This is a genomic window from Saliphagus sp. GCM10025334 (assembly GCF_042663485.1).
Lineage (GTDB): Archaea > Halobacteriota > Halobacteria > Halobacteriales > Natrialbaceae > Natronosalvus.
Genome location: NZ_JBHTAF010000002.1, coordinates 605,544 through 629,672, shown reverse-complemented (window position 1 = coordinate 629,672; position 24,129 = coordinate 605,544). Strand labels below are relative to the sequence as shown.

The 24,129-nt window shown below is 65.6% G+C and carries 23 protein-coding genes; 8 read left to right on the top strand and 15 right to left on the bottom strand.

All coding sequences use genetic code 11. From position 1 onward, the window contains the following. Positions 1 to 2 precede the first annotated feature (2 nt). Complete coding sequence (locus ACFQO4_RS11405; protein WP_500261025.1) at positions 3 to 809, bottom strand: mechanosensitive ion channel family protein; 807 nt, start codon at positions 807 to 809, stop codon at positions 3 to 5. Between the two features lie 433 nt (positions 810 to 1,242). Here ACFQO4_RS11405 and ACFQO4_RS11400 point away from each other — a divergent pair, with 433 nt between their 5' ends. Continuing rightward, complete coding sequence (locus ACFQO4_RS11400) at positions 1,243 to 2,460, top strand: GNAT family N-acetyltransferase (RefSeq protein WP_500261024.1); 1,218 nt, start codon at positions 1,243 to 1,245, stop codon at positions 2,458 to 2,460. A 40-nt stretch (positions 2,461 to 2,500) separates the two neighbouring features. On the opposite strand, the gene ACFQO4_RS11395 is transcribed toward ACFQO4_RS11400, so the two are convergent. The 6 genes from ACFQO4_RS11395 to ACFQO4_RS11370 all read right to left on the bottom strand — a co-directional run bounded on the left by ACFQO4_RS11395 (position 2,501) and on the right by ACFQO4_RS11370 (position 8,980). Then, complete coding sequence (locus ACFQO4_RS11395) at positions 2,501 to 3,565, bottom strand: ABC transporter permease (protein ID WP_500261023.1); 1,065 nt, start codon at positions 3,563 to 3,565, stop codon at positions 2,501 to 2,503. Further along, complete coding sequence (locus tag ACFQO4_RS11390; RefSeq protein ID WP_500261022.1) at positions 3,562 to 4,803, bottom strand: ABC transporter permease; 1,242 nt, start codon at positions 4,801 to 4,803, stop codon at positions 3,562 to 3,564. The genes ACFQO4_RS11395 and ACFQO4_RS11390 overlap by 4 nt, the downstream gene beginning before the upstream one ends. Then, the gene (locus tag ACFQO4_RS11385; RefSeq protein ID WP_500261021.1) at positions 4,800 to 6,392 is read right to left on the bottom strand and encodes an ABC transporter ATP-binding protein; all 1,593 of its coding nucleotides are present in this window, start codon (positions 6,390 to 6,392) and stop codon (positions 4,800 to 4,802) included. Before ACFQO4_RS11385 ends, ACFQO4_RS11390 begins: the two co-directional genes overlap by 4 nt. A 6-nt stretch (positions 6,393 to 6,398) precedes the next feature. Then, a complete protein-coding gene (locus ACFQO4_RS11380; RefSeq protein ID WP_500261020.1) occupies positions 6,399 to 7,541 on the bottom strand; it encodes a BMP family lipoprotein in 1,143 nt (380 codons plus the stop codon). Between the two features lie 104 nt (positions 7,542 to 7,645). Continuing rightward, the gene (locus ACFQO4_RS11375; RefSeq protein WP_500261019.1) at positions 7,646 to 8,641 is read right to left on the bottom strand and encodes a nucleoside hydrolase; all 996 of its coding nucleotides are present in this window, start codon (positions 8,639 to 8,641) and stop codon (positions 7,646 to 7,648) included. A 174-nt stretch (positions 8,642 to 8,815) separates the two neighbouring features. Beyond that, a complete protein-coding gene (locus ACFQO4_RS11370) occupies positions 8,816 to 8,980 on the bottom strand; it encodes a DUF7576 family protein (protein ID WP_500261018.1) in 165 nt (54 codons plus the stop codon). A gap of 516 nt (positions 8,981 to 9,496) precedes the next feature. Between ACFQO4_RS11370 and ACFQO4_RS11365 the strand changes: the two genes are divergently transcribed. Beyond that, positions 9,497 to 9,979 carry an Lrp/AsnC family transcriptional regulator gene (locus ACFQO4_RS11365; protein ID WP_500261017.1) on the top strand — a complete coding sequence of 161 codons (483 nt, stop codon included), beginning with the start codon at positions 9,497 to 9,499 and terminating at the stop codon, positions 9,977 to 9,979. 329 nt (positions 9,980 to 10,308) lie between these two features. Beyond that, a complete protein-coding gene (locus tag ACFQO4_RS11360; RefSeq protein ID WP_500261016.1) occupies positions 10,309 to 12,186 on the top strand; it encodes a sensor histidine kinase in 1,878 nt (625 codons plus the stop codon). 21 nt (positions 12,187 to 12,207) lie between these two features. Here ACFQO4_RS11360 and ACFQO4_RS11355 read toward each other — a convergent pair whose 3' ends face one another. Continuing rightward, positions 12,208 to 13,365, bottom strand: coding sequence for an MFS transporter (locus ACFQO4_RS11355; protein WP_500261015.1), 1,158 nt, complete (start codon positions 13,363 to 13,365; stop codon positions 12,208 to 12,210). Between the two features lie 134 nt (positions 13,366 to 13,499). After that, positions 13,500 to 14,642 carry a methyltransferase domain-containing protein gene (locus tag ACFQO4_RS11350; protein ID WP_500261179.1) on the bottom strand — a complete coding sequence of 381 codons (1,143 nt, stop codon included), beginning with the start codon at positions 14,640 to 14,642 and terminating at the stop codon, positions 13,500 to 13,502. A 187-nt stretch (positions 14,643 to 14,829) separates the two neighbouring features. On the opposite strand from ACFQO4_RS11350, the gene ACFQO4_RS11345 reads away from it, so the two are divergent. The 4 genes from ACFQO4_RS11345 (at position 14,830) to ACFQO4_RS11330 (ending at position 17,081) form a co-directional block, all read left to right on the top strand. Further along, on the top strand, positions 14,830 to 15,390 hold the full coding sequence (locus ACFQO4_RS11345; protein ID WP_252700267.1) for a TATA-box-binding protein: 561 nt from the start codon (positions 14,830 to 14,832) through the stop codon (positions 15,388 to 15,390). A gap of 93 nt (positions 15,391 to 15,483) precedes the next feature. Beyond that, positions 15,484 to 15,876: a DUF7473 family protein gene (locus ACFQO4_RS11340; protein WP_500261014.1), complete on the top strand. Its 393-nt coding sequence runs from the start codon at positions 15,484 to 15,486 to the stop codon at positions 15,874 to 15,876. 278 nt (positions 15,877 to 16,154) lie between these two features. After that, positions 16,155 to 16,559 carry a DUF7344 domain-containing protein gene (locus ACFQO4_RS11335; RefSeq protein WP_500261013.1) on the top strand — a complete coding sequence of 135 codons (405 nt, stop codon included), beginning with the start codon at positions 16,155 to 16,157 and terminating at the stop codon, positions 16,557 to 16,559. Between the two features lie 165 nt (positions 16,560 to 16,724). Next, a complete protein-coding gene (locus ACFQO4_RS11330) occupies positions 16,725 to 17,081 on the top strand; it encodes a DUF7344 domain-containing protein (RefSeq protein ID WP_500261012.1) in 357 nt (118 codons plus the stop codon). Positions 17,082 to 17,093: 12 nt separating this feature from the next. Here the strand turns inward: ACFQO4_RS11330 and guaA are convergent, their stop codons facing one another. The 6 genes from guaA to ACFQO4_RS11300 form a co-directional block, all read right to left on the bottom strand. After that, positions 17,094 to 18,011 carry a glutamine-hydrolyzing GMP synthase gene (gene guaA / locus ACFQO4_RS11325; protein WP_500261011.1) on the bottom strand — a complete coding sequence of 306 codons (918 nt, stop codon included), beginning with the start codon at positions 18,009 to 18,011 and terminating at the stop codon, positions 17,094 to 17,096. Further along, the gene (pyrG, locus tag ACFQO4_RS11320) at positions 18,011 to 19,696 is read right to left on the bottom strand and encodes a glutamine hydrolyzing CTP synthase (RefSeq protein WP_500261010.1); all 1,686 of its coding nucleotides are present in this window, start codon (positions 19,694 to 19,696) and stop codon (positions 18,011 to 18,013) included. Before pyrG ends, guaA begins: the two co-directional genes overlap by 1 nt. Positions 19,697 to 19,775: 79 nt before the next feature. Then, the gene (locus ACFQO4_RS11315) at positions 19,776 to 19,988 is read right to left on the bottom strand and encodes a DUF8149 family protein (RefSeq protein ID WP_500261009.1); all 213 of its coding nucleotides are present in this window, start codon (positions 19,986 to 19,988) and stop codon (positions 19,776 to 19,778) included. 59 nt (positions 19,989 to 20,047) lie between these two features. Continuing rightward, complete coding sequence (locus ACFQO4_RS11310) at positions 20,048 to 20,284, bottom strand: HalOD1 output domain-containing protein (RefSeq protein ID WP_500261008.1); 237 nt, start codon at positions 20,282 to 20,284, stop codon at positions 20,048 to 20,050. Between the two features lie 160 nt (positions 20,285 to 20,444). Next, positions 20,445 to 21,548: a pyridoxal-phosphate dependent enzyme gene (locus ACFQO4_RS11305; RefSeq protein ID WP_500261007.1), complete on the bottom strand. Its 1,104-nt coding sequence runs from the start codon at positions 21,546 to 21,548 to the stop codon at positions 20,445 to 20,447. 1 nt (position 21,549) lies between these two features. Beyond that, positions 21,550 to 22,515 carry a succinylglutamate desuccinylase/aspartoacylase family protein gene (locus ACFQO4_RS11300; protein WP_500261006.1) on the bottom strand — a complete coding sequence of 322 codons (966 nt, stop codon included), beginning with the start codon at positions 22,513 to 22,515 and terminating at the stop codon, positions 21,550 to 21,552. Positions 22,516 to 22,654: 139 nt separating this feature from the next. Between ACFQO4_RS11300 and ACFQO4_RS11295 the strand changes: the two genes are divergently transcribed. Continuing rightward, positions 22,655 to 24,052 (top strand): MFS transporter, encoded by a 1,398-nt coding sequence (locus tag ACFQO4_RS11295; RefSeq protein ID WP_500261005.1) that lies wholly within the window; start codon positions 22,655 to 22,657, stop codon positions 24,050 to 24,052. The last annotated feature ends 77 nt before the right edge of the window (positions 24,053 to 24,129 follow it).

The following is a 24,129-nucleotide window of genomic DNA, read 5'->3' as shown; positions in this document are numbered from 1 at the left end:
GGTCAGTCGTCCGAGTCCGCGCCAGGACCGGGTTCGCGGTCCGATCGAGCTCTGGACCCACTCCCCGTTCCAGCACCACTCTCGCTCCGTCGCTGATCGGACTCCTCACCGGACGGCGTCATCGAGTTCGTCCGGCGCATCCAGCCGTCGATATTCTCGGCGACGTAGTCCTTGCCGCCCCAGCCGAAGGCGACGCCGGCGCCGATCGCCACGGCCGCGGCCAGGCCCCACGCGAGCGCTCGCGCGAAGACTAACAGGATGCCGACGTCGATGCCCATCGTCCCGAGGCCGATCACGATGGCCGTGAAGTAGAGGAACACCCGGGCCCCGTCGGCGAACCAGGACGTGTAGACCGTCTGGGTCGCCGCTCGAGTCCGCTCGATCATGTCGCCGACGAAGTCGGCCACGATGAACCCGAAGACGATGACGAGCAGGCCCGCGACGAACGCCGGCAGGTACGAGACCGCGGTCGAGATCCACTCCGAAAGGAGCGCGATCGCGAGGGCGTTCGCGGCCGCGAGAATCGCGAGGGCGTACACGAACCACTTCGCCAGTTTGCCGAAGGTTCTGGAAACGGCCTGTTCTGTTCCGCCGAGGATGCGCCCGAGCGGCGTCTCGAGTACCATGCGGTCGAGTTCGATGCCGTCGGCGATTCGCATGACGACGCGGCCGGCGAGGCGGCCGATAATCCAGCCGATGAACAGGATCACCAGCGCGCCGACGAGTCGCGGCAGAAACGTCACCAGTTCGGCGATCGGATCCTGGAGCCAGTCGGGAACCGTTACCTGTGCGGGTTGTGTGTGAACCATACCCGAACGGTGGTCCGCGCTCGACTTTACGGTAGACGTTGCTCTCGGTGGAAATATCCTGTTTCCGGCGACGTTGTCCACTCAACAACCAAGACGTACCTCTTCGAGAGCGTGCGTCCGGAATCGGAGCGAGCGGGACTGGCGCTGGCTGCGTCGTCCTCGACTCACGACTGCTGCCGGTCGATGCGGACAGCGGTTGCGGATTTCAATCACCCTGTCGCCGCGTCACCAAACCGGGCTACGGCGTGCCCCTCGGATGTGGAGAAACAGTTCGTGCTCGAGGCCGAAGCGGTCGTCGATTGGCCGCTCGGTAATCGACCATTAGTGTCTTGGCCGGTTTCGGAGAAAACCTGTAATAACGCAGATACGACCGCGTGTTATCGTGACACACAGAACACGAACCTTCTTCGAACTGGCCTCTCGCTCATCGATTATGACGACGTACCGGATACTCTCAGAGGACGAGCGCGACCGGTTTCACGAGTACGTCTCGTACGCGTTCACGCCCACCGACGGCCCGCCGGCGTACGACCCGGCGGAACACGACCGGCCACGAGCGCTCCTCGGCGACCGACGAGGACTGTTCGCGGACGGCGATGGAAACCCGCTCTGTGTCTGTAAACACTACTGGTTCGACGTTCGCGTCCGCGGCGACGAACACTCGATGGCCGGTCTGGCGTCCGTCGCCTCGCCGCCGGAACACCGCCGGAGCGGTTTCGTTCGAGATCTGCTCGCCGCGTCTCTCGAGGAGTATCGAGACCGAGACGCGGCTTTCGCGGCCCTCTGGCCGTTTCGACACCGGTTCTACCGGCAGTACGGGTGGGCGACGGCCAACCGACAGCTTCGAGTCGAGTGCGACCCCGCGGACCTCTCGTTCGCCCGGACGCGGCTGGAGGAACGAACCGCCGAGCGTGGCCGGTACCGTCGGCTCGAGGCCGACGAGTACGAGGCACTCGACCCGGTCTACGAGCGCCACGCCGCGCGCTACGATCTCTCGATCGATCGCGACGCGGACTGGTGGCGCTACCGCGTCTTCGAGAACTGGGAGACGGACCCGTTCGTCGCCGTCTGGGAGCGCGACGGGGAACCGGCGGGCTACCTCGAGTACACGATCGAAGGCGACTGGGGCGATCGGACGATGGACGTCGCCGAACTCGCCTATACCGACGTCGAGGCGTTCCTGGCACTCCTGTCGTTCTGTCGCGACCACGACTCGCAGGTCCAGACCGTTCGTCTTCGCCTGCCCACCGACACCCCGCTTTTCGACGTCGCGAGCGACCCCGACGAACTCGAGACCGAACTCGAGGGTGGGCCGATGATTCGAATCGTCGACGTCTCGCGGGCGCTTTCGAAACTTTCGTATCCTGGCGTGGATGCCACGCTGTCGCTCATGGTCGAGGATCCGCTCGTCGAGTGGAACGACGGCGCGTTCGAACTCGCAGTCGAGAGTGGCGATGGCACCTGCGAACGCGTATCCGTGTCGGACTCGAACTTCGTGCTCGACGTTGGAACGCTGTCACAACTCGCCGTCGGCGCCCGTTCGGCCCGGGCGCTCGAGCGGGCAGGCCGTCTCGAGGTCTCACCATCGGCGCTCGAGACGCTCGAGACGCTGTTCCCCGAACGGTCGGTGTACCTGCGAGACGGGTTCTGAGTGGACTCGACTGGATAGTTCAAAACGAGTGAACCGTCCCTCACTCGTCGGAGTCGTAGTGTTCGCCCGCGGCCGACGGCATCCGGGTATGACCGACGAACGTGAGCACGACCAGGACGGCGACGTAGGGGACGATGCCGACGAGCGTCGAGGAGAGGTCGTAGGCTGCGATCTGCTGAAGTTCGATCTGGAGCGCGTCGAGGGCCGCGAAGAGGAACGACGCGAGGAACGCGCCGATCGGGTTGTAGTTCCCGATCAGGTACGCCGTCAGGCCGATCCAGCCGCGACCGTCGATCATGGTGTCGCCGGTGCCCTGGAACTGGCCCACGTTGAGCGCCCAGCCGGCGCCGCCGATGCCACAGTAGACGCCCGAGAGCAGGACGCCAGCGTAGCGCACCTTTCGAACGTCGACGCCGGCCGTGTCGAGCGACTTGGGGTCCTCGCCGCTGGCCTCGAGCCACATCCCGAACGTGGTTCGGTTGAGGAGGTACCACGAGACGGGGACGGCCACGAGCAAGAGAAGCACCTGCGGCGAGAACTCGAAAATCTGGCCGACGCCCGGCAGCGAGGAGAGTCCCGGAATCGAGATGGACGAGAACGTACCGACGTTCCCCGGACTGCTTCGGCGGTCCCATATGACGACGCTGAGGAACGGGGCGGCGCCCAGCGCGATCAACCAGACGGCGAGGCCGGCGATGATCTGGTCGGCCTTGAATTCGATGCAGACGATGGCGAACAGGAGGGCGATCAACGTGCTCGCGAGGATAGCACCCAATAGCGCGAGCCACGGATTCGGCTCGATCGGGACGGAGTCGGAACCAAGCGCGTACATGGTCGCGATCGAACTGAACGCGCCGACGATGAGCAGCCCCTCGAGTCCGATGTTGATGACGCCGGATTTCTCGGCGAAGATGCCGCCCATCGCGGCGAAGGCGATTGGGACAGTGAACCGGAGCGCCGAGCCGAGATAGGAGACGCTGATGACACCGGCAATCTCCCCGACGAACTGACGTCCGCCGTCGACGACGAGGCCGAGTGCGAGCACGCCGAGGAGGCCCGCGCCGATGGCCAGTCCCTGTCGACGGGTGACGGTCGGCGCGTTCATCGACGCCCACCTCCGTCGGTCGCGACGGGTTCGCTGCCGAATCCGTAGTGTTTGCCGAGGAGCCGGAAGAACTCGGGCATGGCGATGAAGAGGATGATCAACCCCCTGAGCACCTCGACGAGTTCGTTCGGGATGCCGAGTGAGAGGTCGACGGCCACGCTGCCGGTTTTGAGGGTCCCAAAGAGGAGGGCGGCCGGAATCACGCCGATGGGGTTGTTCCCGGCGAGGATGGAGACGGCGATGCCGTCGAAGCCGAGCGGCGGGATGCCCGCCTGCCAGCGGTACTGGACCATCGTGACGTATATCGCCCCGGCGATACCGCCCAGGACACCGGATAGCGTCATGCTCGTGACGACGTTTCGTTTCGCGTCGACGCCGCCGTACTCCGCTGCGGCCTCCTGGATGCCGCTCGTGCGCAGATCGTAACCGATGACAGTTCGCGAGTACAGGAGGGCGATGCCAATGGCGATCGCGAGGGCGCCGACCAGGGCGATCAGCGAAAACCGGCTTCCGTCGATCGAGGCCGGGAGTCGGGCGACCCCCGGGATCGGTTCCGTCTGCACCGAATCGCTCGCCAGGTCGCCGATGTGGACCTGTACGAGCCAGTAGGCGACGCCCGCGGCGACGAAGTTGAGCATGATCGTCGTGATCACCTCGTGGGCGTTCGCGTAGGCCTTCATCAGGCCGGGGATCATCCCCCAGACCCCACCGACGAAACCGCCGACGACGATTCCGATCGGGATCACGACGAGCGAGCCGACCAGCGTATCCGGCACGAACTCCCCGACCGTGAGCACCGTCATCGCCGTCGCCAGCGCGCCGAGCACCATCTGCCCCTGCGTCCCGATGTTGAACAGGCCGGCGCGAAACGCAACGGCGACCGAGAGCCCGGTGAACAGCAACAGGGTCGTCTGCAATAGCGTCTGGCCGAGGTCGGTGAACGAGCCGAACGCCCCCTCCAGGATCGTCCAGTACATCTCGAGTGGGTTGTAACAGCCGTAACCCAGTCCCGGCAGGTAGATGAAGGGGCTCGAGCACTCGGCGACGAACCCGGAGACGAACACCAAGACGGCGCCGACAACGAGCGCGAAGACGAGCGAGGCGAGGCTGATCGCGACGCGTTCAGCCGCCGAGGCGTCGACGAGACGGTCGAGGGCTGTTCCGCCACGGCCTCGCCAGCCGCCGTCCCCACTGCCGTCCGGGCCGTCCGTACCATCCGAACCGTCCGTGCCGCTCATACCACCGACCTCCCGACTCGAGCGCCGTCGACGTCGAGTCCGTCGGGTCGTTCGCCGGCCATGAGCAAGCCGAGTTCCTCCTCGGTGACAGCGTCGGGATCGACGACGGCGACGAATTCACCGTCGTGCATCACCGCGAGTCGATCGGAAAGCTGGGTCACCTCGTCGAGTTTCGAGGAGACGAGGAGGATGGCCTTCCCAGTCGAACGAAGGTCGAGCAGTCGGTTGTGGATGAACTCGATGCTCCCAATGTCGACCCCACGAGTCGGTTGCGCGGCGACGACCAGCGAGGGGTCGCGTTCGAACTCGCGGCCGACGATGAACTTCTGCTGGTTCCCGCCCGAGAGCGAGTGCGCCGTTGCGGAGGGGTCGGGTGGTCGCACGTCGTACTCCGCGATGATCTCGTCGACGTAGTCGCTGGTCGCCTCCCAGTCGATCACTCGACCGTCCGAGAACGGCGCGAGGTGCTGTCGGCCCAGCAGGCCGTTTCGCCGAAGATCGTAGTCCATCACGAGACTCCGTTTCTGACGGTCCTCGGCGACGTAGGCCATCCCGGCGGTGATGCGCTCGCGACGCGGCGACGAGGAAATCTCGCGCCCGTCGAACGTGATCGTTCCGTCGGTCGTCCGACGGAGCCCCGTGATGGCCTCGACGAGTTCCGACTGGCCGTTCCCGTCGACGCCTGCGATGCCGAAGACCTCGCCCTCGTGGACGCGGAACGTCGCCTCGTCGACCGCGACGACGTCCCGGTCGTCCGTCACCGTCACGCCGTTGACGTCCAGGACGACGTCTCCACGCGTGGCAGCGGGTTTGTCGACCTCGAGGAGCACGTCCCGACCGACCATCATGCGCGCGAGTTCCTCTCGGGTGGCGTCGGCCGCCGGGACCGTCCCGACGAGTTCGCCGTTTCGCAGGACGCTAATCTCGTCGGCGACCTCGAGGGCCTCGCCGAGTTTGTGCGTGATGAAGATGATCGTCTTGTCCTCAGCGATGAGTTCCTCGAGGACCTCGAGCAAGGCGTCGACCTCCTGGGGCGTGAGGACAGCGGTCGGTTCGTCGAGGATCAGGACGTCCGCGCCACGATAGAGCGTCTTCAGGATCTCGACGCGCTGTTGTTCGCCGACGCTGACGTCCTCGATGCGCTCGGTCGGGTCGACGTCGAAGCCGTAGCGGTCGGCCAGCGCCCGCGTCTCCTCGTTGGCCCTGGCGCGGTCGGTTGCGAGGCCGGCCCACTTCGTCGGTTCGTCCCCCAGGACGACGTTCTCGGCGACGGTCATCGTGTCCACGAGCATGAAGTGCTGGTGGATCATGCCGATCCCCGCGTCCATCGCGTCGCCGGGGTCGTCGAACGTTTGCTCCCGGCCGTCGATTCGGATCGTTCCCTCCGTGGGTTCGTACAGCCCGTAGAGGACGTTCATCAGGGTCGTCTTCCCGGCACCGTTCTCGCCGATTAGGGCGTGGATCGAGCCACGCTCGACGGTGAAGTCGACGTCGTCGTTCGCGACGACGCCCGGGAACCGCTTGGTGATCCCCTCGAGTGCCACCGCCGGCGGCGTCTCGCCGTCCGTCCCGCGGTCGTCAGTAGCCATTGCGTCTCAGAGGTCGTCGGTGTTGTCGGGAACCTCGATGTCGCCGTCGATGATCGCCTGTCGGGACTCCTCGAGCGCGTCGACGATGTCCTCGGGGAGTTCGCCCTCGAAGTCCTGGCCGATGGTTGCGCTCACGCTGCCGTCGTCGTCGAGGCCGAGGTCGTTCATGCCGGACTCGAACTCGTCGTTGACGACGGCCTCGACCGAGTCGTAGACGGCGTTGTCGACGCGCTTGACCATGCTCGCGACGATCACGTCGCTGAAGTCCTCGGCGCTGATCGACTGGTCGTCGTCGACACCGATGGCGAACCGGCCGGCCGATTGGGCGGCCTGGAAGACGCCGCCACCGGTGCCGCCCGCGGCGTGGTAGACGACGTCCGCGCCGTCGTCGTACATTCCGCTGGCGATCTCCTGGCCTCGGGACGGGTCGTTCCAGCTTCCGGCGTACGCCGACGGCGTCTCGATATTCTCGTCGGCGTGGCGAACGCCCGCGATGTAGCCCGCCTCGAATCGATCGATGAGGGCGGTCTCCTGGCCGCCGACGAAGCCGACGACGGTCTCGTCGGTGTTCGTCTCGCCGCCGCCGTGGGCGTAGTCGGTCGTCGTCAACAGGCCAGCGAGGTGACCGACCTGGAAGGAGCCCTCGTGTTCGCGGAACGTGTAGTTGGCGACGTTGTCAGCCTCGACGACCGCGTCGACGAGCACGAATTGCTGGTCGCTGAACTCCGCGGCGTTCTCCCCGAGGTCGGTCGCGTGATCGAAGCCGATACAGCAGACGAGGTCGATTTCTTCGTCGCCCGCGAAGTTCCGCTGCATCTGGTTCATGTCGGCGGGGGCGTCGGGTTCGGCGTCCTGGTAGGAGATGCCGAAGTCCTCTACCGCTCGCTCGATGCCGGCGTGGGCCATGTCGTTGAACGAGTCGTCACCGAGGCCACCGGTCGAGTAGATGATGCCGACGGTGATGTCGGATCCGGCGCCGCCGTTGCCGTTGCCGTCGGCCGTGTCGTTCCCGTTCCCGTTTCCGTTCCCACCGTTGCCGCCGTTGCCGCCGTTGCCGCCGTTGCCGCCGTTGCCGTCATCGACCAGACAACCAGCCAGTCCCGCCGTTACCCCTACACCTGCTGTCGTGAGAAACCGTCGTCGTTGCATACCCGTGAAAGTGTACGCGACCGGTTTATAGATTCGGTTTCAAAAGGAGATAGCAACTTTACGTGAATTACCTGAAGATTCGGTCGCAGAGAGTCACCGATCGGTCACTCCTTCTCCCCTTCACTCTCCCTCCGATGGGGATTCTCGTACTGAAACGCGTCGAGCAGCATCTGCCTGAACCGGCCGCCATCGACCGACTCGATCACCCGCGTCTTCGCCTCGCCGTCGGTCACGCCGAGTTCGTCGACCAGGCTGTACCCGCGGGTCATCCCCTCCCGGTCGTCGACGGCCACGTAGTACGTGCTCGCCGACTCGACGATGTCTGGCTCGAGCACCGTCGCAATCGCCAGCGAATCAGGCTGGGTCGTCACGTCCGCACCGAGGGCGTCGTGGTCGGACTGGCGGTTGAACGCGCGGACGGCGTCGGTGACGGTCAGGTAGAAGTCAGCGAGCGGCGTGTCCATCGCCTCGATCGTCTCGAAAACGTCGGTGCCGAACGTCGAGTCCCGGAGCGTCAACCCCCAGTCGACCAGCGTCGTCTCGAAGGCGTCCATCACGACCGCTGCAGCGTCGGGGTCGACCCAGAAGTTGTACTCCGCCGCGGGCGTGATGTTCCCGAGCGTATTGACCGCGCCGCCCATGATCACCACCTCGTCGAGCAGCTCCGGTAGATCGGGTTCGCGCTCGAGCGCCAGGGCGACGTTCGTCAGCGGGGCGATGCAGGCCAGGGTAATCTCGCCGGGGTTCTCGCGAGCGGTCTCGACGATGAAGTCGACGGCGTGTGTCTCGGCCGATGGGATTCCCGTCTCGGGGAAGAGGTCGCCACCCAGGCCGCCCTCGCCGTGGATGTACTCCGCGAACTCGTGTTCTTTCTCGAGTGGCTCGCGAGCGCCCTCGTAGACCGGCACGTCGCCGGCTCCAGCGAGGTCGAGGGTGTACTTCGCGTTCTCGACCTGGTACTCGAACGGGACATTCCCCGCACAGATCGTCACGCCTTCGAGGGCGACCCGGTTCGAGCAAGCCGCGAGCACGAGTGCCTGCGAGTCGTCGCCCGCGGTGTCCGTATCGACGATCAATCGCGTCGGGTCCGAATCACTCATCGGCCGACGGTTCGCGGCGGACGAGGAATACCTTGTCGCACCTTTCGAAGTCGGGTGGTGTCTGCTCGTCGGACTGGCGCGAGTAGAAGGCGCGCACACAGCGCGGACGCCGTCCGAATAGAACGAACGAAGAATCGGCCAGTACGGTGCTCTCGGCAGCGAAACTACCCTGAACTAGTCGCTGGCCCACGACCCTCGGCACTCGTCGCTACAGAACGAGATCGGAGAGGTGGTGTCGTCGTCCGTGACCACGTCGACGATTGGTGGAGAGGCAGCGGTGCTATATTCGGTCCCGCACTGGGCGCAATAGTTCCAGAAATCCGGTCTGTCGTCACTCATTGTCCCCTCCCGTGGTGACTGGCCCGTCACCGGAATTACGCACCTGGTTGCCGCCATTGGCATCCTTGTCAGTCACATCCTCCACATCTCGAGCGATGGCGCGGTGGGCATCCAGGTCAGTTACCGTGGCCAGCGGTGGCGACGCAGATAGTGGCCTCCCTTCCGTTTCAGCAACGGATCTGACACGGCCACAGCAGCCGTTGTCAGACCCGTGGGAGTTCACCGTCGTGGACGGAGCAGGTAGGCCCGATTTCACAGTCGTTCAATGGCGTCTACGTATAAAAAACCCAGGTTGTCTGGTTCGATACTTCCCGTAAAAATGAGATCTAGCGTGGAACTTCGAGACAATTAGGGATTAATATTCGGTATTCCCTTCCCATTGCTACCCCTCTTAAGTGTACGAAAACGTATTTCGATAATGCCCTGATAACGCCTACTTCTCGAACTTCTCGAAAACCACTCTCGGAAACTGTGGAGTATCGATAGTATCATGGAGGCGGCCCGACAAGCCCGATTGTGACCGAGTACGAACTCGACGACGTAGACAGGCGTTTGCTCAATCTGCTTCAGGAGAACGCTCGGTCCAAGGCGATCGACCTGGCCGAAGAACTCGGGGTCTCCGACAACACCGTTCACAATCGGATGGAACGGCTGGAGGAAGCCGGCGTCATTACCGGTTACACGACGAGCGTCGACTACGACCGGACGGGGCTCCGTCTCTACTTTCACTTCAGCTGTACGGCCCGCATCAGCGAGCGCTCCAACGTGGCCGAGAAGGCGTTGGCACTTCCCCAGATTACCGAAGTGACCGAACTGATGACGGGCCAGGAGAACCTCCACATCAAGGCAGTCGGGACCGAAAACGAGGATATCACCTACGTTGCCGAACAACTCGACGACCTCGCGCTCGAGATCAACGACGAGAACCTCATCCGGACCGAACACGCCGCCCCTCTCGACTACGTGACGGTGAAGGAACTGCTTCCGGTCGAACGGTGAGGCGCCGAGCATCGCACTGCGAGGTGCTCTGCGGTCAGCCGCGCTATTCTCGACGGAAACCGGGTAGAATACGTCCAGTCGCATTCCATCGGCCGCCTGTACCAGTCGGTCGATGGAATTTCTGAACAGCAGTCCCGACGGGACCAAACGCCGTCTCGAGGCCGAATCGGACGCCCATCGGCCACGACACTAAAATACCGGGTGGGGTAACTATGAGTCAACGGAATGAGAGACAGGCGGGTTCGATCAGTGGAGCGGGCGAGACGGCTAGCGCCGCGAGTCACGACGCCTCGCCGCCGATCCGTCGTCCCTAACGTGGGTGGTCGCCGGTGACCCTCCGCACCGTCCCTATGATCGACCGCGTCCGCGACGCCTTCTTCGCCCTCGACACCGATTTTCGATTCACGTACCTCAACGAGCGCGCCGAGACGCTCCTCGAGCGCTCCCGGGAGGACCTCCTCGGGCGGGTCATGTGGGACGAGTTCCCCGAAACGGTCGAGACCCAGTTCCCAGACGGCTTCTACCAGGCGATGGACGAACAGGTACCGGTCTCATTCGAGGTGTACCACACGCCGCTCGAGACCTGGTTCGAGGCCCGGGCCTGGCCCGGGGTGAACGGGCTCTCGGTGTCCATGCGTGACGTCACCGAGCGAAAGGAGCGGGAGACGAAACTTGCCCGGAATACGGCCGTCGTCGAGGCGATCCAGGACGGCGTGGTCACCCTCGACGACAACAACCGGATCCTCTCGGTCAACGCCACGGTCGAACGCGCCTTCGACACCGACGCGCGGGAGCTGCGTGGCGAACACGTCGAGACCCTCCTAGACCTCGCTGCCGTCGACGCCGACGACACCATCCGCGTCGGCCGCGCGCTCAGCGACGTCGACGTCGGCAGTACGGCCCAGCGGACGTTCGAACTGGCCTACACCGACGCGACGGGCGCCGATCGGGTCGCCGAGGTCAGCGTCGTGCCGGTCGACCACGGCTCGGCCAATCTCGCGTGTATCGCCCGCGACGTCACCGACCAGCGCGAGTACGAGCGGGTCGTGACCTCGCTGCACGAGGTCACGCGCTGGCTCTTGCAGTCGAGCGACCCCGAGGAGATCTGTGCGATCGCCGTCCACGCCGGGAGCGACCTCCTGGACCTCCCGATCAGCGGCGTCTGGTTGCTCGACGACGAGTACGGCTACCTCGACCCCGTCGCCGGCACCGCGGGCGCACACGACGAGTTCGGTGGGCTCCCCCGATTCCACCCCGGTGAGGGCCTCGTCTGGGACGTCTTCGAGGCCGGCGAGACCAGACACATCGAGGACCTGCAGCAAGTCGACGGCCTCTACAACCCCGACACGCCGATCCGCTCCGAGATCATCGCCCCTATCGGCGCCCACGGCATCCTGATGACGGGCTCGAAGCGGGTCGCGAACTTCGACGACACCGACGTCGAGTTACTCTCGACGCTCGCCGAGAACAGCCGCGCGGCGCTCGACCGTGCGATCCGCGAGCAGGTCCTCGAGGACCGGACGACCCAGCTCGAACACCAGACCGAACGCTTAGAGAGCGTGGCGAACGTGCTCTCGAGCGACCTCAAGCGCCACCTCGAGGCCGTCGCGACGGCGCTCGAGGAGGAACCCGACCGGCCCGGCGAGTGGGAGTTTCCGCTCGCCGAAGACGCCGTCTCGACGACGCTCGACCGCACGGAACGGCTCGTCGACGACATCCGGGAGTTCGCCCGAAACGCGACGGCGGTCGGCCCCCGGACGCGGATCGACCTCGCGTCGGCGATCGAACACGCAGTCGAGGACTCCCGCCTCGAGCGCCCCGCCGTGGTCGTCGACGCCGACGCGACCCTTCGGGCCGACCGAGAGCGATTCGATCACTTCCTCCAGACGATCTTCGACGACGCGGCCGCCCGCGCCGACGGATCGGTCACGATCCAGGTTGGGCTGCTCGGCTTCGACGATCCCCGCTCGAGCGAACGCGGCTTCTTCCTCATGGACGACGCCGCCGAGATTCCACCGACCGATTACGACCGGGTAATCGACCTCGAGTCGCGCGGCGAGGACGCTGACGAGGAACGCGGCCTCGGTCTCGCTCTCGCTCGGGCGATCGCCGATGCGCACGACTGGTCGTTGACGGTGACCAGCGGCCAGCACGGCGGGACACGAATCGAAGTGCACGACGTGACGACGCTCGAGCGTCACCCGTAGACGCCGGCGAGGGCGGCGATCTCAACTCGGGAGTTTTCCGACTCGCTCGAGGACGACGAGGGCGACGACCGTCGCGCCGAGAAACAGCGCGGCGACGGCGAACACCTCGTCGTAGGTGTAACTTCCCTCGACGAAGACGCCGAGGACGTACGAGCCGAGCGACTGGGAGAGCATCCAGACGGAGCTGAACACGGCGTAGGCGCTCCCTCGAGTCGAATCGGGGAGCGTATCGAGCAGGTACGTGTCGACGGCTGGAAACAACGCGTGGATCACGAACCCGACGACGATGGTGAGAGCGACCAGCGGGATCAGCCCTTCGACGAGCGTCAGCGCGAGGAGAGTCGCGGCGAACGTGCCGACGATCCCGAGCAGGTACGGAATCTGCGGGAGACGGTCGGCCAGGTCGCCGCCGAAGAAGAACGCGGGGACGCCGGCGGCGAAGACGACGGTGAGCATCATCCCTGCTGCTCGGTCTGAAAGCCCCTTCGACTGCATGTACAGCTCGTAGAAGTTGAACACGCCCTGCCAGATGAACACGGCGACGCCCGCGATCGCCAGCGCGGTCACGATGAGCCGCCACTCCGAGAGCGCGCCAGCGACGAAGGCCCGATCGGACCGCCCCGCATCCGGCATCTCGGTTCGCCTCGCGGTGAGCCACGTGTAGGCCGTAACCACGGCCCCGCCAACGGCGATCGCCCACAGCGACAGGCGCCAGTCGACGAAGAGGGTGAGCGCGACGAACGGGGCGGCGATCACCGCAGCGACCTGATTCGCCGCCCCGTGGATTCCCATGACGCGCCCGACGCGGTCGGGGTACAGCTCGCTCAAGAGCGGGTTCGCCGAGACGAAGTAGACACCCGACGCGATCCCCATGAGGAAGGCGCCGCCCATGAGGTGGGTGATCGAAGTAGCGGTCGCAGCGATCGCGGACGAAATCGCGAGAACAACGCCCGAGGCCAGCACGACGTGCTGTCTCGGAACTTTCGTGAGTACCCACCCGGTCGGCAGGCGGGGGAACGCGCTGCCGACCCACACGAGGGTGACGATGAGGCCCGCGGTCGCCTCGCCGATCCCGAACTCGGCGATAAATACGTTCAGCAGCGGTGCGAAGACGATTCTAGCGAGATTGATGAGAAAGACGAGTCCACAGAGGGATCCGAAGAGACGAGCGCGGGCCACGGTAAATCTTTTCTGCAGGTCGTCTCAAGGCTTCCGAAAGCGGAATCCTCCGCCTCGACCGGCGGCGCTGTACCGGCGGAACCAGGAACCAGGGCCCTCGAGCCACCCTCGGCGCCCTCGAGCCACCCCCCAACTCAGGAGAGGACCAGCACGTACCGCGTCAGCGATCGGTGAACCCGGCGTTCGAAGGCTGCCTCGAGCGTCCAGCCCGCGTCTCGAGCCTCCCTGGCCCACGACCGATCGGCGACGACGACGGCCCGGTCGGCCACCCGGCGGGATTCCGCGAGCGCGCCCGAGACCAGATCCGCCAGCCGGTGGGTCTCGATCTTCGACTGGCGGCCGTAGGGGGCATCGAAGACGACGGCGTCGACGGCACCGTCCCGGAGCGGGAGACTGGTTCCGTCGCCGCGAGCGACGTGCCAGGACCCGCGCGGGACGCCGGTCGGTGACGGGTCCTCGCGGTCGAGGAAGTGCGCGAGGTTCGTCCGCGCACCGGCGACCATCTTCGTCTGGGCGTCCGTGCCGACGACGGTCGCCCCGACCAGTCCCGCCTCGACGAGGACGCCGCCGGTGCCACACATCGGGTCGAGGATCGTTCGCCCGGGTTCCGCGCCGGCGAGGTTGGCGACCGCCCGTGCCAGGAGCGGGTCCATGCTTCCGGGCTGGAAGAACGGCTTGTCGGTCGGCGCCCGCGAGCCGAAGTCGCGGACGCTCTCGGCGGCGAGCCAGCCGAGGGCACAGACCGACACCCGTTCCCCGGATTCGTCGACTCGTTCCTCAGTTTCGTTGTTTCGCTCCCCAGTTTCGCCGTTTCGCTTCCTGGCTTCGTCGCTCGCGACCGACTCGACGAGGTCGCCACGGCCATCGTCGGCCTCGGACTCGAGGCGCCCCTCCGAAAAGACTGCGCGGAGGACGTTGTCGGGATTCTCGAGGTCCACGGCGAACCCGCGGTCGACGAGGACGCTCCCGAGTTCGCGTTCCGCGTCCGTCGCGGAGACGCCGCTCGAACCGTGGACGTCCGTCGCACGGACAGCGACCGTCCCCTCCCGATCGATCGAGGCGGCCTCGAGTAGGGCTCGCGCGCTCGCGATGGAGGCGTCGGTTCGGCCCACGAGGTCGCTCGCCGCGCGGGTGTAGGCCAGCCCACGGACGCGTTCGGGGGCGAGGGCGTTCGCGACGGCCAGCCCCGGCGCGATCCGGGTGACGCCGGCGGCGGCGTGGCGGCTCTCGACCGCCGCGAACGCGTCGTCTTCGCCGCCGTACTCGAGGAGGTACACGTGTCTCGAGTGATGCTGGACGAGCAATGATACTGTCGGTCGACTCGCGGGACGGTTCCTCGTCGCCTCACTACCTGTCGCCTCGTCGGCGACCGTCATCCACTCGTCTGACACACTCAAAGAACCGGACAAATCAGCACGCAGTACCAAGCTTTATAAACCTTAAATACGTCTTTTTAAGCGACTTATGACGGATCCGAAGGACACCATCAACATCGAAAACGTGGTGGCGTCGACCGGCATCGGGCAAGAACTCGACCTCCAGAGTGTCGCGATGGACCTCGAGGGGGCCGACTACGACCCCGAGCAGTTTCCCGGTCTCGTCTACCGAACCCAGAATCCGAAATCCGCCGCACTGATCTTCCGCTCGGGGAAGATCGTCTGTACTGGCGCGAAGAGCACCGACGACGTCCACGAGAGTCTGCGGATCGTCTTCGACAAACTTCGCGAACTCCAGATTCAGGTGAACGAGGATCCGGAAATCGTCGTCCAGAACATCGTCACCTCGGCTGACCTCGGCCGCAATCTCAATCTCAACGCGATCGCCATCGGCCTCGGTCTCGAGAACATCGAGTACGAACCCGAGCAGTTCCCCGGCCTGGTCTACCGCCTCGACGAGCCGGAAGTGGTGGCGCTGCTGTTCGGCTCGGGCAAACTCGTCATCACCGGCGGGAAAAAGCCAGCCGACGCCGAACACGCCGTCGACAAGATCGTCTCCCGACTCGAGGACCTCGGTCTGCTCGAGTAGCAGTCCGACTCGCGGATTCAATTTTTGCTCGGATCTCCCCCTCGAGCGACGCGAATTCGGCACACACAAACCGCGTGATATCGTCTCTCGAGTATGCACACTCCACCGTTTCTCGCTCAGGTCCCCGGCGGGATCGACCCGGCCGGGGGTGGTCCCCTCGCGTACCTCGGGACCTTCCTGCTGGCGACGATCTTCTACGGCGTCACGCTCCACATCGCCGCCCGGTACGTGCTCGGGACGGTCCCGGTCAAACGCGCGTTCACCATCGGACCAGTACTGGCGCTCGTCTCGGTCGTCCTCCAGCGGTGGGGCCCGCTAGTGGTCGTTCCGTTCATGGTCGCCGTCGCATACACCGCGATCCTGATCGTCTACGACCTGGACTACAAACTCGCGGCGCTGGTCGCGGTGGCGTACTACACCGTCGCCGTCATCGTCGGGTTCACGATCTTGAACCTCTGGTTGTTGCTCGGAACGGCGCCTGCGTGAGCTGGCTGTTGCCTGGGACGGTACCTCGTGACGCCAGCGACCGTTCGTTTATCCTCGAGATAACCGATCAGCGTTCGTGATACTCGAGGCGAATTCAACCCGAATTTGCGATTGGCGCGTCGATTTTCACGCGTGGCAACGATCCCCCAGACGGGCCCTTGCAGCGAGTAATATCGTTTTACCGCCGCCTAAACGATTCGACCGAGTTGCGATCGGTGACGAACCACGAAACGACTACGCCGCTTTATACCTCCTACTCGAGTGAGTGGTTATCACCCATGACGTTCCGCGTCCCGACCAAGACGGCGAACCCGAGCGGTCGTGGCACGACCGCCGCTACGCACCCTGGCGCTGGTAATCGCGACACTCTCGCTCGTACCGAAGTCACTCGTGTGCTGTCGTCGGACCGTCGCCGGACGCTCCTCGAGCACCTGCTCGACGCGGGGACGGCACTCGACGTCCACACCCTGATCGGCTGGCTCGCCGACGACGAACACGAGCCGACCGTCGAGACGACGATTCACCAGCTTCGCCAGCGCGTCCACGTCTCCCTGCGTCGGACGCACCTCCCGTTGCTCGAGGAGTACGGACTGCTCGTCTACAATCAAACGGAGGAACTCGTCGTCCCGACGTGGCGTCTCGAACTGTACGAATCGGTGATCGAGTCGGACGATCGATCGTAGGAGGCGAGTAGGGGCGAACAAGAGGCGAACGACGGACGAACGTCCGCTCGAGGTGCGCATCTAACGACTCGAGCGAAGAATCGGCTCGGACTCGGAAAGACAGCTGCCTGGACTCTCCGCTCGAACCACGAGAAATCTTTTGTGCGCAATCGCTCGACCACATTCATGGCCACACTGATTCTCGCCGAGGCGGCCCTCGCGTTTGCCGGGCTTCTCGACGACGCTCTCGTGTATCTGGTTCAATCGAGCGGCGTTCTGGGCCATCCCGTCCGACGACGTGTGATGTCGTTGCTCGTCGACCGCGAGATAGCGACCCGAGAGGAACTGGTAGCGATGCTTTCGGACGACGAGACGCTCTCGGAACGCGAGGTCGAGCGACTCGAGACGATGCTCCACCACGATCACCTGCCGCGACTCGAGGAGGAACTCCTCGTCGAGTACGATGATCGAAACGGCGACGTCGTCCTCCGAACGGATCCGGCGGAGGCACGCGAGTTGCTCGAATCAACCCCGAAAAACTGACCGCAATCCCCGCTACTCGTACTCGATCGTCGCCGGCGGCTTGTGCGTCACGTCGTAGACGACGCGCGCGACGTTCTCGTTTTGCCCGGTGATCCGCGACTGAATGCGCTGGAGGGTCTCCCAGTCGAGTTCCTGTGCGCGGGCGGTCATGCCGTCGCGGGACTCGACCGATCGCACGGAAACCACCCAGCCGTGGACGCGGTTGTCGCCCTTGACGCCCGTCGCCTTGCCGATGACCGCGGCGAGCGCCTGCCAGGGATCGTACTCTTCGAGTTCTTCCTCGACGACGTGACAGGCGTCGCGGGCGACCTCGAGTTTCTCCTCGGTGACTTCGCCGATAACGCGCACGGCGAGTCCCGGACCGGGGAAGGGCATCCGCTCAGCCACCAGTTCGTCGAGGTTGAGGTGGCGGGCGACCTCGCGTACCTCGTCCTTGTAGAGGTCGCGCACCGGTTCGACGATGCCGTCGAAGTCGACGACTTCGGGGAGGCCGCCGACGTTGTGGTGGGACTTGATCCCACCCTCGCTCTCGATCCGGTCTGGGTAGATCGTCCCCTGGACGAGGTAGTCGGCGTCGGCCTCGAGGGCCTCGCGCTCGAACTCGCGGATGAACTGCTCGCCGATAATTTTGCGTTTCTCCTCCGGATCGGTGACGCCGGTGAGCGCCTCGAGGAACCGGTCTTTCGCGTCGACGATCTCGAGACTCTCCATGAACGAGAAGGTCTCGCGGATCTGGCCGGTCTCGCCCTTGCGCATCAGGCCGGTGTCGACGTAGACCGGCGTGAGTCGGTCGCCGATGGCCTCGTAGGCCAGTGCGGCGGCCACCGAGGAGTCGACGCCGCCAGAGAGGGCGATGACGGCGTTCGAATCGCCGATTTCGTCTTCGATCTCCGCGACTGCTTCGGGAACGAAGGTGTCGGTGTCGACCATCAGTGGGTCACCTCGGTTTCGTCCGCGTCGCCTGCACCGCTCGGTACGTCTCCGCCGTCCGTCCGACCCGCCTCGAGTACGCTCTCGACCAGCCCCACGAACGGCGGACTCGGATCGCCCGGTCGGGAACTGTACTCGGGGTGGTACTGGGTGCCCAGGAAGAACGGGTGGCCCTCGAGTTCGAGGATCTCCATTCGGTTACCCGCCGTCCCCGAGAACGTCAGGGGCTCGTCCGCGAACGCCTCGAAGTACTCGGGGTTGACCTCGTAGCGGTGGCGGTGGCGCTCCTGACACGAGGTGTCCTGGTAGAGGTCGTAGGCGAGCGTCTCGGGTTCGATGACGGTCGTGTGTTCGCCCAGACGCATCGTCCCGCCCATGTTCTCGACCTCGTACTGCTCGGGCAGGATGTCGATGACAGGGTGTGGTGTCTCCGCCTCCATCTCCGTCGAGTGGGCGCCCTCGAGGCCGAGGACGTGGCGGGCGTACTCGACGACGGCCATCTGGAAGCCCAGACAGAGCCCGAGGAAGGGTACGTCGTGCTCGCGGGCGTAGCGGATCGCCTCGATCTTGCCCTCGGTGCCGCGCATGCCGAACCCGCCGGGGACGATGACGCCGTCGACGCCTTCGAGTTGGCCGTCGTGGCCGTCGGCGAGGTCGTCGGCGAACACCCACTCGACGTTGACCTTGGCGCCGAGTTCGAACCCGGCGTGTTTCAGCGACTCGTGGATCGACATGTAGGCGTCCTCGAGGTCGTACTTGCCGACCAGCGCGATGTCGACCGACTCGGTCTTCTCGGTAGTAACGACCTCGCGCCACTCGCGAGTGCGCTCGCCCGGTGGAAGCGCCTCGTCGGCGAGGTCGAAGTGCTCGAGGACGTACTCGTCGAGACCCTCCTCCTCGACGACCAGCGGGACGTGGTAGACATCCTCGACGTCGGGGTTCGAGAAGACGGCCTCGGTGGGAATGTCACAGAACAGGGCGATCTTCTCTTTGGTACTGGGCTCGAGTTTGTCGTCCGATCGGCCGACGATCACGTCCGGCTGGAGGCCGATCGACCGGACCTCTTTCACCGAGTGCTGGGTCGGCTTGGTCTTTTGCTCGCCGTTCTTCGAGTATGGAACCAGGGTCACGTGGACGAACAGGACGTTCTCCTCGGGTTCCTCGTGGGCGAACTGCCGCAGGGCCTCGAGGTAGGGCATGCCCTCGATGTCGCCGACAGTGCCGCCGACCTCGACGATGCAGACGTCGGTGCCCTCGGCGGCCTCGCGGATGCGCCGCTTGATGTCGTCGGTGATGTGTGGGATGATCTGGACCGTCTTCCCGAGGTAGTCGCCCGCGCGCTCCTTCTCGATCACGTGCTTGTAGGTCTTGCCCGTCGTGACGTTGTGGTCGGAGTGCATGTCGATCCCGAGGAAGCGTTCGTAGTTCCCGAGGTCGAGGTCGACCTCGCCGCCGTCTTTGAGGACGTACACTTCCCCGTGCTGGTAGGGGTTCATCGTCCCGGCGTCGACGTTCAGGTACGGGTCGATCTTGACGGCGGTGACGTCGAAGCCCGCGTTCTTCAGGAGTCGGCCGGTACTCGCGGCCGTGATCCCCTTCCCGAGGCCTGACATGACCCCGCCGGTGACGAAAATAAACTTGCTCCCCAGCGAGGAGTCGTATTGGGTGTCCGGTTCCGTCGGCATACCGAGTGTCCGGGTGAGGGGATCAAAACCATTTCGGGACGGACCTGCCACGGCACGGACTGGCAGTCGCCGTTGCCAATCATCCCTCGTCCTCGAGCAACCCCAGGTCCTCGACAACGAGGTCGGCCAGTTGCGCCTTGAGGTCCGGATCGACCTCCGCGATCGGCTCGCCGTTGTGAACGGTCTCGTTGTGACGCTCGATCGATTCGGCGAGTTCCGACAGCGGCACGCGGGTTCGCGTCTCGCACGCGGAACACTCCACCGGAACGCGGGCCTCGTCTGAATCCGTCATCACGTGGACACTCGAGGGGCACCCTCAAAGTGGTATCGTCGCTTGCGAGGGCCTCAAGGTTATGCCCGCTCGGTCAGGCACACCTCCTCTGGCGTGACGTCGACGTCGAAACCCGCGAACTCGAAGCGGACGCGAACGTCGTCACCGCCCTCGAGAACCCCGTTCAGGGCATCGCCGTCGACGAAGTCGTACAGCGGCTCGAGATCCTCCGGCTGACGGCCCGCGGCGGTTGCGACGGCCTGTACGACCGCGAGCGTCGGCGATTCCCCATCGATCGGCCAACAGTTATTCCCCATGTCTATCTCCGTTCCTCAGGAGTCGCTCGATACTGGCTCTCGCGCCGGTTCTCACGTCGTGGGAACGATCGAGCGTGACGTTGTCTGACTCGTCGACGGTCGCTGATCATCGGGTCTAGGTACTCGGGCACCCAGACGCCCGGGGCCCAGGTACCCAGACCTACATCGTCTTCAGCCCACTCCCCGTGAGCGGGACGACCACGTCGTCGTCATCGTCCAGGACGCCCGCCTCACGATACCGGCGGAGGGCCGCCGGGGCCGCCGCGCACGTCGGCTCGACGTAGTAGCCGTTCCGGTGGAGTCGGTCGAGGGTCGTTTCGAGGACGTTGCTCCCCAGCGCGATGGCGTCGCCGTCGGTCGCCTCGATGGCTTCGAGGATCTGGGTGCCGCGGGCGGGTTCGGCGATCTGGATGCCGTCGGCGATGTCGGTTCGTTCCCCGTCCTCGCCGGTGGTATCGCCGCCGAGGGCGGCGACGATGGGCGCGTAGCCCGCCGCCTGGGCTCCGAGCAGGCGTGGCATCGACTCGACGATTCCGGCGTCGTTGAGCAGCTTGAACCCCCGGTAGGCGCCCAGGAAGAGCGTCCCGTGACCGATCGGAAGCACGAGCGCGTCCGGGACGGTCCACCCGCGCTGAGCGGCGATTTCGAACGCGAAGGTCATCGTCCCCGCGTAGAACGCCGGATTCCAGGCGTGGGAGGCGTACCACCCCTCGCCGCGCTCGACGGCGTCGAGGCAGGCCGCCGTCACGTCCTCGCGACTCCCTTCGACGCGGACGGGGCGCGCGTCGACGCGCTGGATCGCCATCAGCTTCGACTGCTTGACGTCCGCCGGAACGTAGATGTCGGCCTCGAGTCCGGCTTTCGCCGCGTATGTCGCGATGGCCGCCCCGGCGTTGCCCGAGGAGTCCTCGACGACCTTCTCGACGCCGAGTTCGACCGCCCGTGAGAGGGTCGTCGTCGCGCCGCGATCCTTGAACGAGCCCGTGGGAAAGACGTACTCGAGTTTGAACTGGGCGTCCCACTCGGGGGCGTCGACGAGCGGGGTGAACCCCTCGTGGAACGTGACGTGCTTCTCGATGGGGAGGAACTCGAAGAACGTCCACAGCCCCTCCGAGGTGTCGAGTTGGGAGAGCGGCAGCGGGTTCCCCTCGGGGTGGGGACGAGCCGCGAACTCGAGGCCGTGCCCGCAGGTACAGCGCCAGGGCTCGTCCGGGCCGGCGGCGTATTCGGCCCCGCAGTCGGGACAGACGAGGTCGCTAGCCACGTCAGATCACCTCGAGGTCGGTCCCGACCGAGCAGACGTACTCGCCGGTCGCGACCTGCGGGAGGCGCCGACTCCGCCAGAAGATGCCGTCGCTGTCGGCGGTCACGGTCGCCTTCGACTCACCGAAGGGCGTCGTCACCTCGAAGAGAGTGTCGCCGGCCGCGACGCGCTCGCCCAGAGACGGCTCGAAGCGGACGAGACCGCCGACCGGCGAGCCGTACTGGTCGAACCCGGTCGCTCGCGTCTGGTCGACGAGTTCGCCCTCGTCCTCGAGGAACCCGTAGTACCGGAGGACGTTGAACAGTCCTGCGACGCCCTTCTCGATGCTCCCCTCGTCCCAGCCGACGGCTCCGCCGAGTTCGGGATCGATCGTCGGGATGCCCTCGTTCGGCGCCGCGCGGGCGAGTTGTCCCTCGGGACCCTTCTGATCGAGAATGTGCCCGCACTCGAGGGCGAACACGCGCGCGAGTTCGAGACACGACTCATGGAGGCGGTGGCGGTGGCCACAGCGGACCCGCACCTCGTCGATCATGCGGCTGGTCGACCCCTGGTGGAGGTCCACGATGAGGTCGGCCTCGCGGGCGATCTGGAATGTGGCGTGGGCGATGCGCTCGCTCGAGGTGCCCGACTCGTTGCCGGGGTAGGTCCGGTTCATCTTCGTGTCGTCGATCGGGTTGCGGTGCTCGGCCACCTGGAAGGCGTGGTAGTTGACGAGTCCCACGACCAGGATGGTTCCCGACAGTTCGGTGGGGTCGATCCGTGGAACGGCGCGGCTGAGCACGCCGACGCCGTTCAACTCGTCGCCGTCGCTGGCTGCCTGCACGTAGAGCGTCTTCCCCGGTTCGGCGCCGTTGATCACGGCGACCGGGAGGCCGAACGGGCTGCCGTCTCGGGTTTCGCCGACCTCGAGTCGGCCCGTGTCGATCTCGCCGGGTGACGCGCTCGCCGTCCCGAGCGTCGTCGTCATGTGCCCGAGGAAGCGCCCGCCTGCCTTTACTGGTTCGGTCTTTCGGTGCGGGCAGGAGACGGCGTGACGTCTCGGGTGCGCGGCGTTCGGCTCGTCGGGACGGAAATGTCCTTGTCGGTAGAGCCAGAACCGGGACCGTATGAGCCTCGAGGACTCCCAGACGGATGCGGCCGACCCGCTCGACGCCTGGCGCCAGTTCTTCGCGCTCGAGCGGGACGTGATCGTCCTCTCGCTCGCTATGTTCGCGTTCAGCCTCAGCTTCCAGATGACGAGTCGCTACATGGCCGAGTACATAGTCGCGCTGGGGGCGACGGGCGTCGCCGTCGGACTCTTCGGAACCGCTGGGAACGTAATCAGCGCCGTCTACCCCTACCCCGGCGGCGCGATTTCGGACCGCATCGGCTCCCGGTACGCCCTCACCGCGTTCGGCTTTCTCGCCACCATCGGGTTCGGGATTTGGCTCGCGGCGCCCTTCCTCGCCGACGTCGCAATCGGCCCCACCAACCTCGCAATCGTCGCTATCTTCCTCGGGCTGATCCTCGCCCAGGCATGGAAGTCCTTCGGCCTCGGCGCCACCTACGCCATCGTCAAGCAGGCCGTCCCGCCCTCACAGCTGGCGGCGGGGTTCGCCAGTACCGAGAGCTTTCGTCGGACGGCGTTCCTCGTCGGCCCCCTGATCGCCGCCCTCGTCTTCGCCCCCTTCACCAGCGCGAGCGACGAGGTGGTCTTCGCCTTCCAGCTGATCCTCGTCGTGGCCGTCGCCTTCGGCGTCTTCGGCACCTTCGTCCAGCATCGGCTGTACGACTCGAGCGACGACTCCTTCGGCAAGGAGTTCGAGGGCGTCTCTCAGCTCCTCGCGGACCTCCGGAATCTCCCCGACCCGCTGCGGCCGCTGCTGGTCGGGGACACCCTCGTTCGGTTCGCCAACGGGATGGTCTACGTCTTCTTCGTCCTCGTGGTCACCGACTTTCTCGCGGTGGGCCTCGCGCTCCCGACGTCGGTACCCGGGGTCGGCGACTCGCTCTCCCCACAGGCGTACTTCGGTCTCCTCCTGAGCCTCGAGATGGCCGTCGCCCTGCTGGTGATGATTCCAGCCGCGAAAGCCGCCGAGCACGTAGGACTCAAACCGGTCGTCGCGCTCGGCTTCCTCGTCTACGCGGTGTTCCCGATCATGCTGATCTCGGTGCCTGAGGGCGGGGTCGGTGCACTCTCCACAGCGGGGGTCCTCGCGGTCCTGTTCGCGTTCTCGGGCCTCCGATTCGCGGGTCTGCCGGCCCACAAGGCGCTGATCGTCGGCCCCGCCGAGATGGGTGCCGGGGGGCGAGTCACGGGCGCGTACTACCTCCTGCGGAACGTGATCGTCATCCCCAGCGCCGCCCTCGGGGGATTCCTCTGGGCGGGGCTGTCGAATCCCCTGACGGGGGAGACGATCCTGGCCGGCGATCCGGTCCTCGCCTTTACCATCGCGACCGTCATCGGCCTCGTCGGGACGGGCTACTTCGTCGTGTTCGGCGAGGAGTTCGAGGCTTATCGGTGAGCGCGACGGTCCCGAAGCGAGGCCCTAGAAACGCATCGCGGGCGTTTAAACTCGATTCCACGGCCGAGAGGTAATAG

Excerpts from the sequence above, each read along its gene's own strand:
- ACFQO4_RS11405 (WP_500261025.1), bottom strand. The coding sequence starts at position 809 with ATGGTTCACACACAACCCGCACAGGTAACGGTTCCCGACTGGCTCCAG.
- ACFQO4_RS11400 (WP_500261024.1), top strand. The coding sequence starts at position 1,243 with ATGACGACGTACCGGATACTCTCAGAGGACGAGCGCGACCGGTTTCAC.
- ACFQO4_RS11395 (WP_500261023.1), bottom strand. The coding sequence starts at position 3,565 with ATGAACGCGCCGACCGTCACCCGTCGACAGGGACTGGCCATCGGCGCG.
- ACFQO4_RS11390 (WP_500261022.1), bottom strand. The coding sequence starts at position 4,803 with ATGAGCGGCACGGACGGTTCGGATGGTACGGACGGCCCGGACGGCAGT.
- ACFQO4_RS11385 (WP_500261021.1), bottom strand. The coding sequence starts at position 6,392 with ATGGCTACTGACGACCGCGGGACGGACGGCGAGACGCCGCCGGCGGTG.
- ACFQO4_RS11380 (WP_500261020.1), bottom strand. The coding sequence starts at position 7,541 with ATGCAACGACGACGGTTTCTCACGACAGCAGGTGTAGGGGTAACGGCG.
- ACFQO4_RS11375 (WP_500261019.1), bottom strand. The coding sequence starts at position 8,641 with ATGAGTGATTCGGACCCGACGCGATTGATCGTCGATACGGACACCGCG.
- ACFQO4_RS11370 (WP_500261018.1), bottom strand. The coding sequence starts at position 8,980 with ATGAGTGACGACAGACCGGATTTCTGGAACTATTGCGCCCAGTGCGGG.
- ACFQO4_RS11345 (WP_252700267.1), top strand. The coding sequence starts at position 14,830 with ATGACGGATCCGAAGGACACCATCAACATCGAAAACGTGGTGGCGTCG.
- ACFQO4_RS11340 (WP_500261014.1), top strand. The coding sequence starts at position 15,484 with ATGCACACTCCACCGTTTCTCGCTCAGGTCCCCGGCGGGATCGACCCG.
- ACFQO4_RS11335 (WP_500261013.1), top strand. The coding sequence starts at position 16,155 with ATGACGTTCCGCGTCCCGACCAAGACGGCGAACCCGAGCGGTCGTGGC.
- ACFQO4_RS11330 (WP_500261012.1), top strand. The coding sequence starts at position 16,725 with ATGGCCACACTGATTCTCGCCGAGGCGGCCCTCGCGTTTGCCGGGCTT.
- guaA (WP_500261011.1), bottom strand. The coding sequence starts at position 18,011 with ATGGTCGACACCGACACCTTCGTTCCCGAAGCAGTCGCGGAGATCGAA.
- pyrG (WP_500261010.1), bottom strand. The coding sequence starts at position 19,696 with ATGCCGACGGAACCGGACACCCAATACGACTCCTCGCTGGGGAGCAAG.
- ACFQO4_RS11315 (WP_500261009.1), bottom strand. The coding sequence starts at position 19,988 with ATGACGGATTCAGACGAGGCCCGCGTTCCGGTGGAGTGTTCCGCGTGC.
- ACFQO4_RS11310 (WP_500261008.1), bottom strand. The coding sequence starts at position 20,284 with ATGGGGAATAACTGTTGGCCGATCGATGGGGAATCGCCGACGCTCGCG.
- ACFQO4_RS11300 (WP_500261006.1), bottom strand. The coding sequence starts at position 22,515 with ATGACGACGACGCTCGGGACGGCGAGCGCGTCACCCGGCGAGATCGAC.
- ACFQO4_RS11295 (WP_500261005.1), top strand. The coding sequence starts at position 22,655 with ATGAGCCTCGAGGACTCCCAGACGGATGCGGCCGACCCGCTCGACGCC.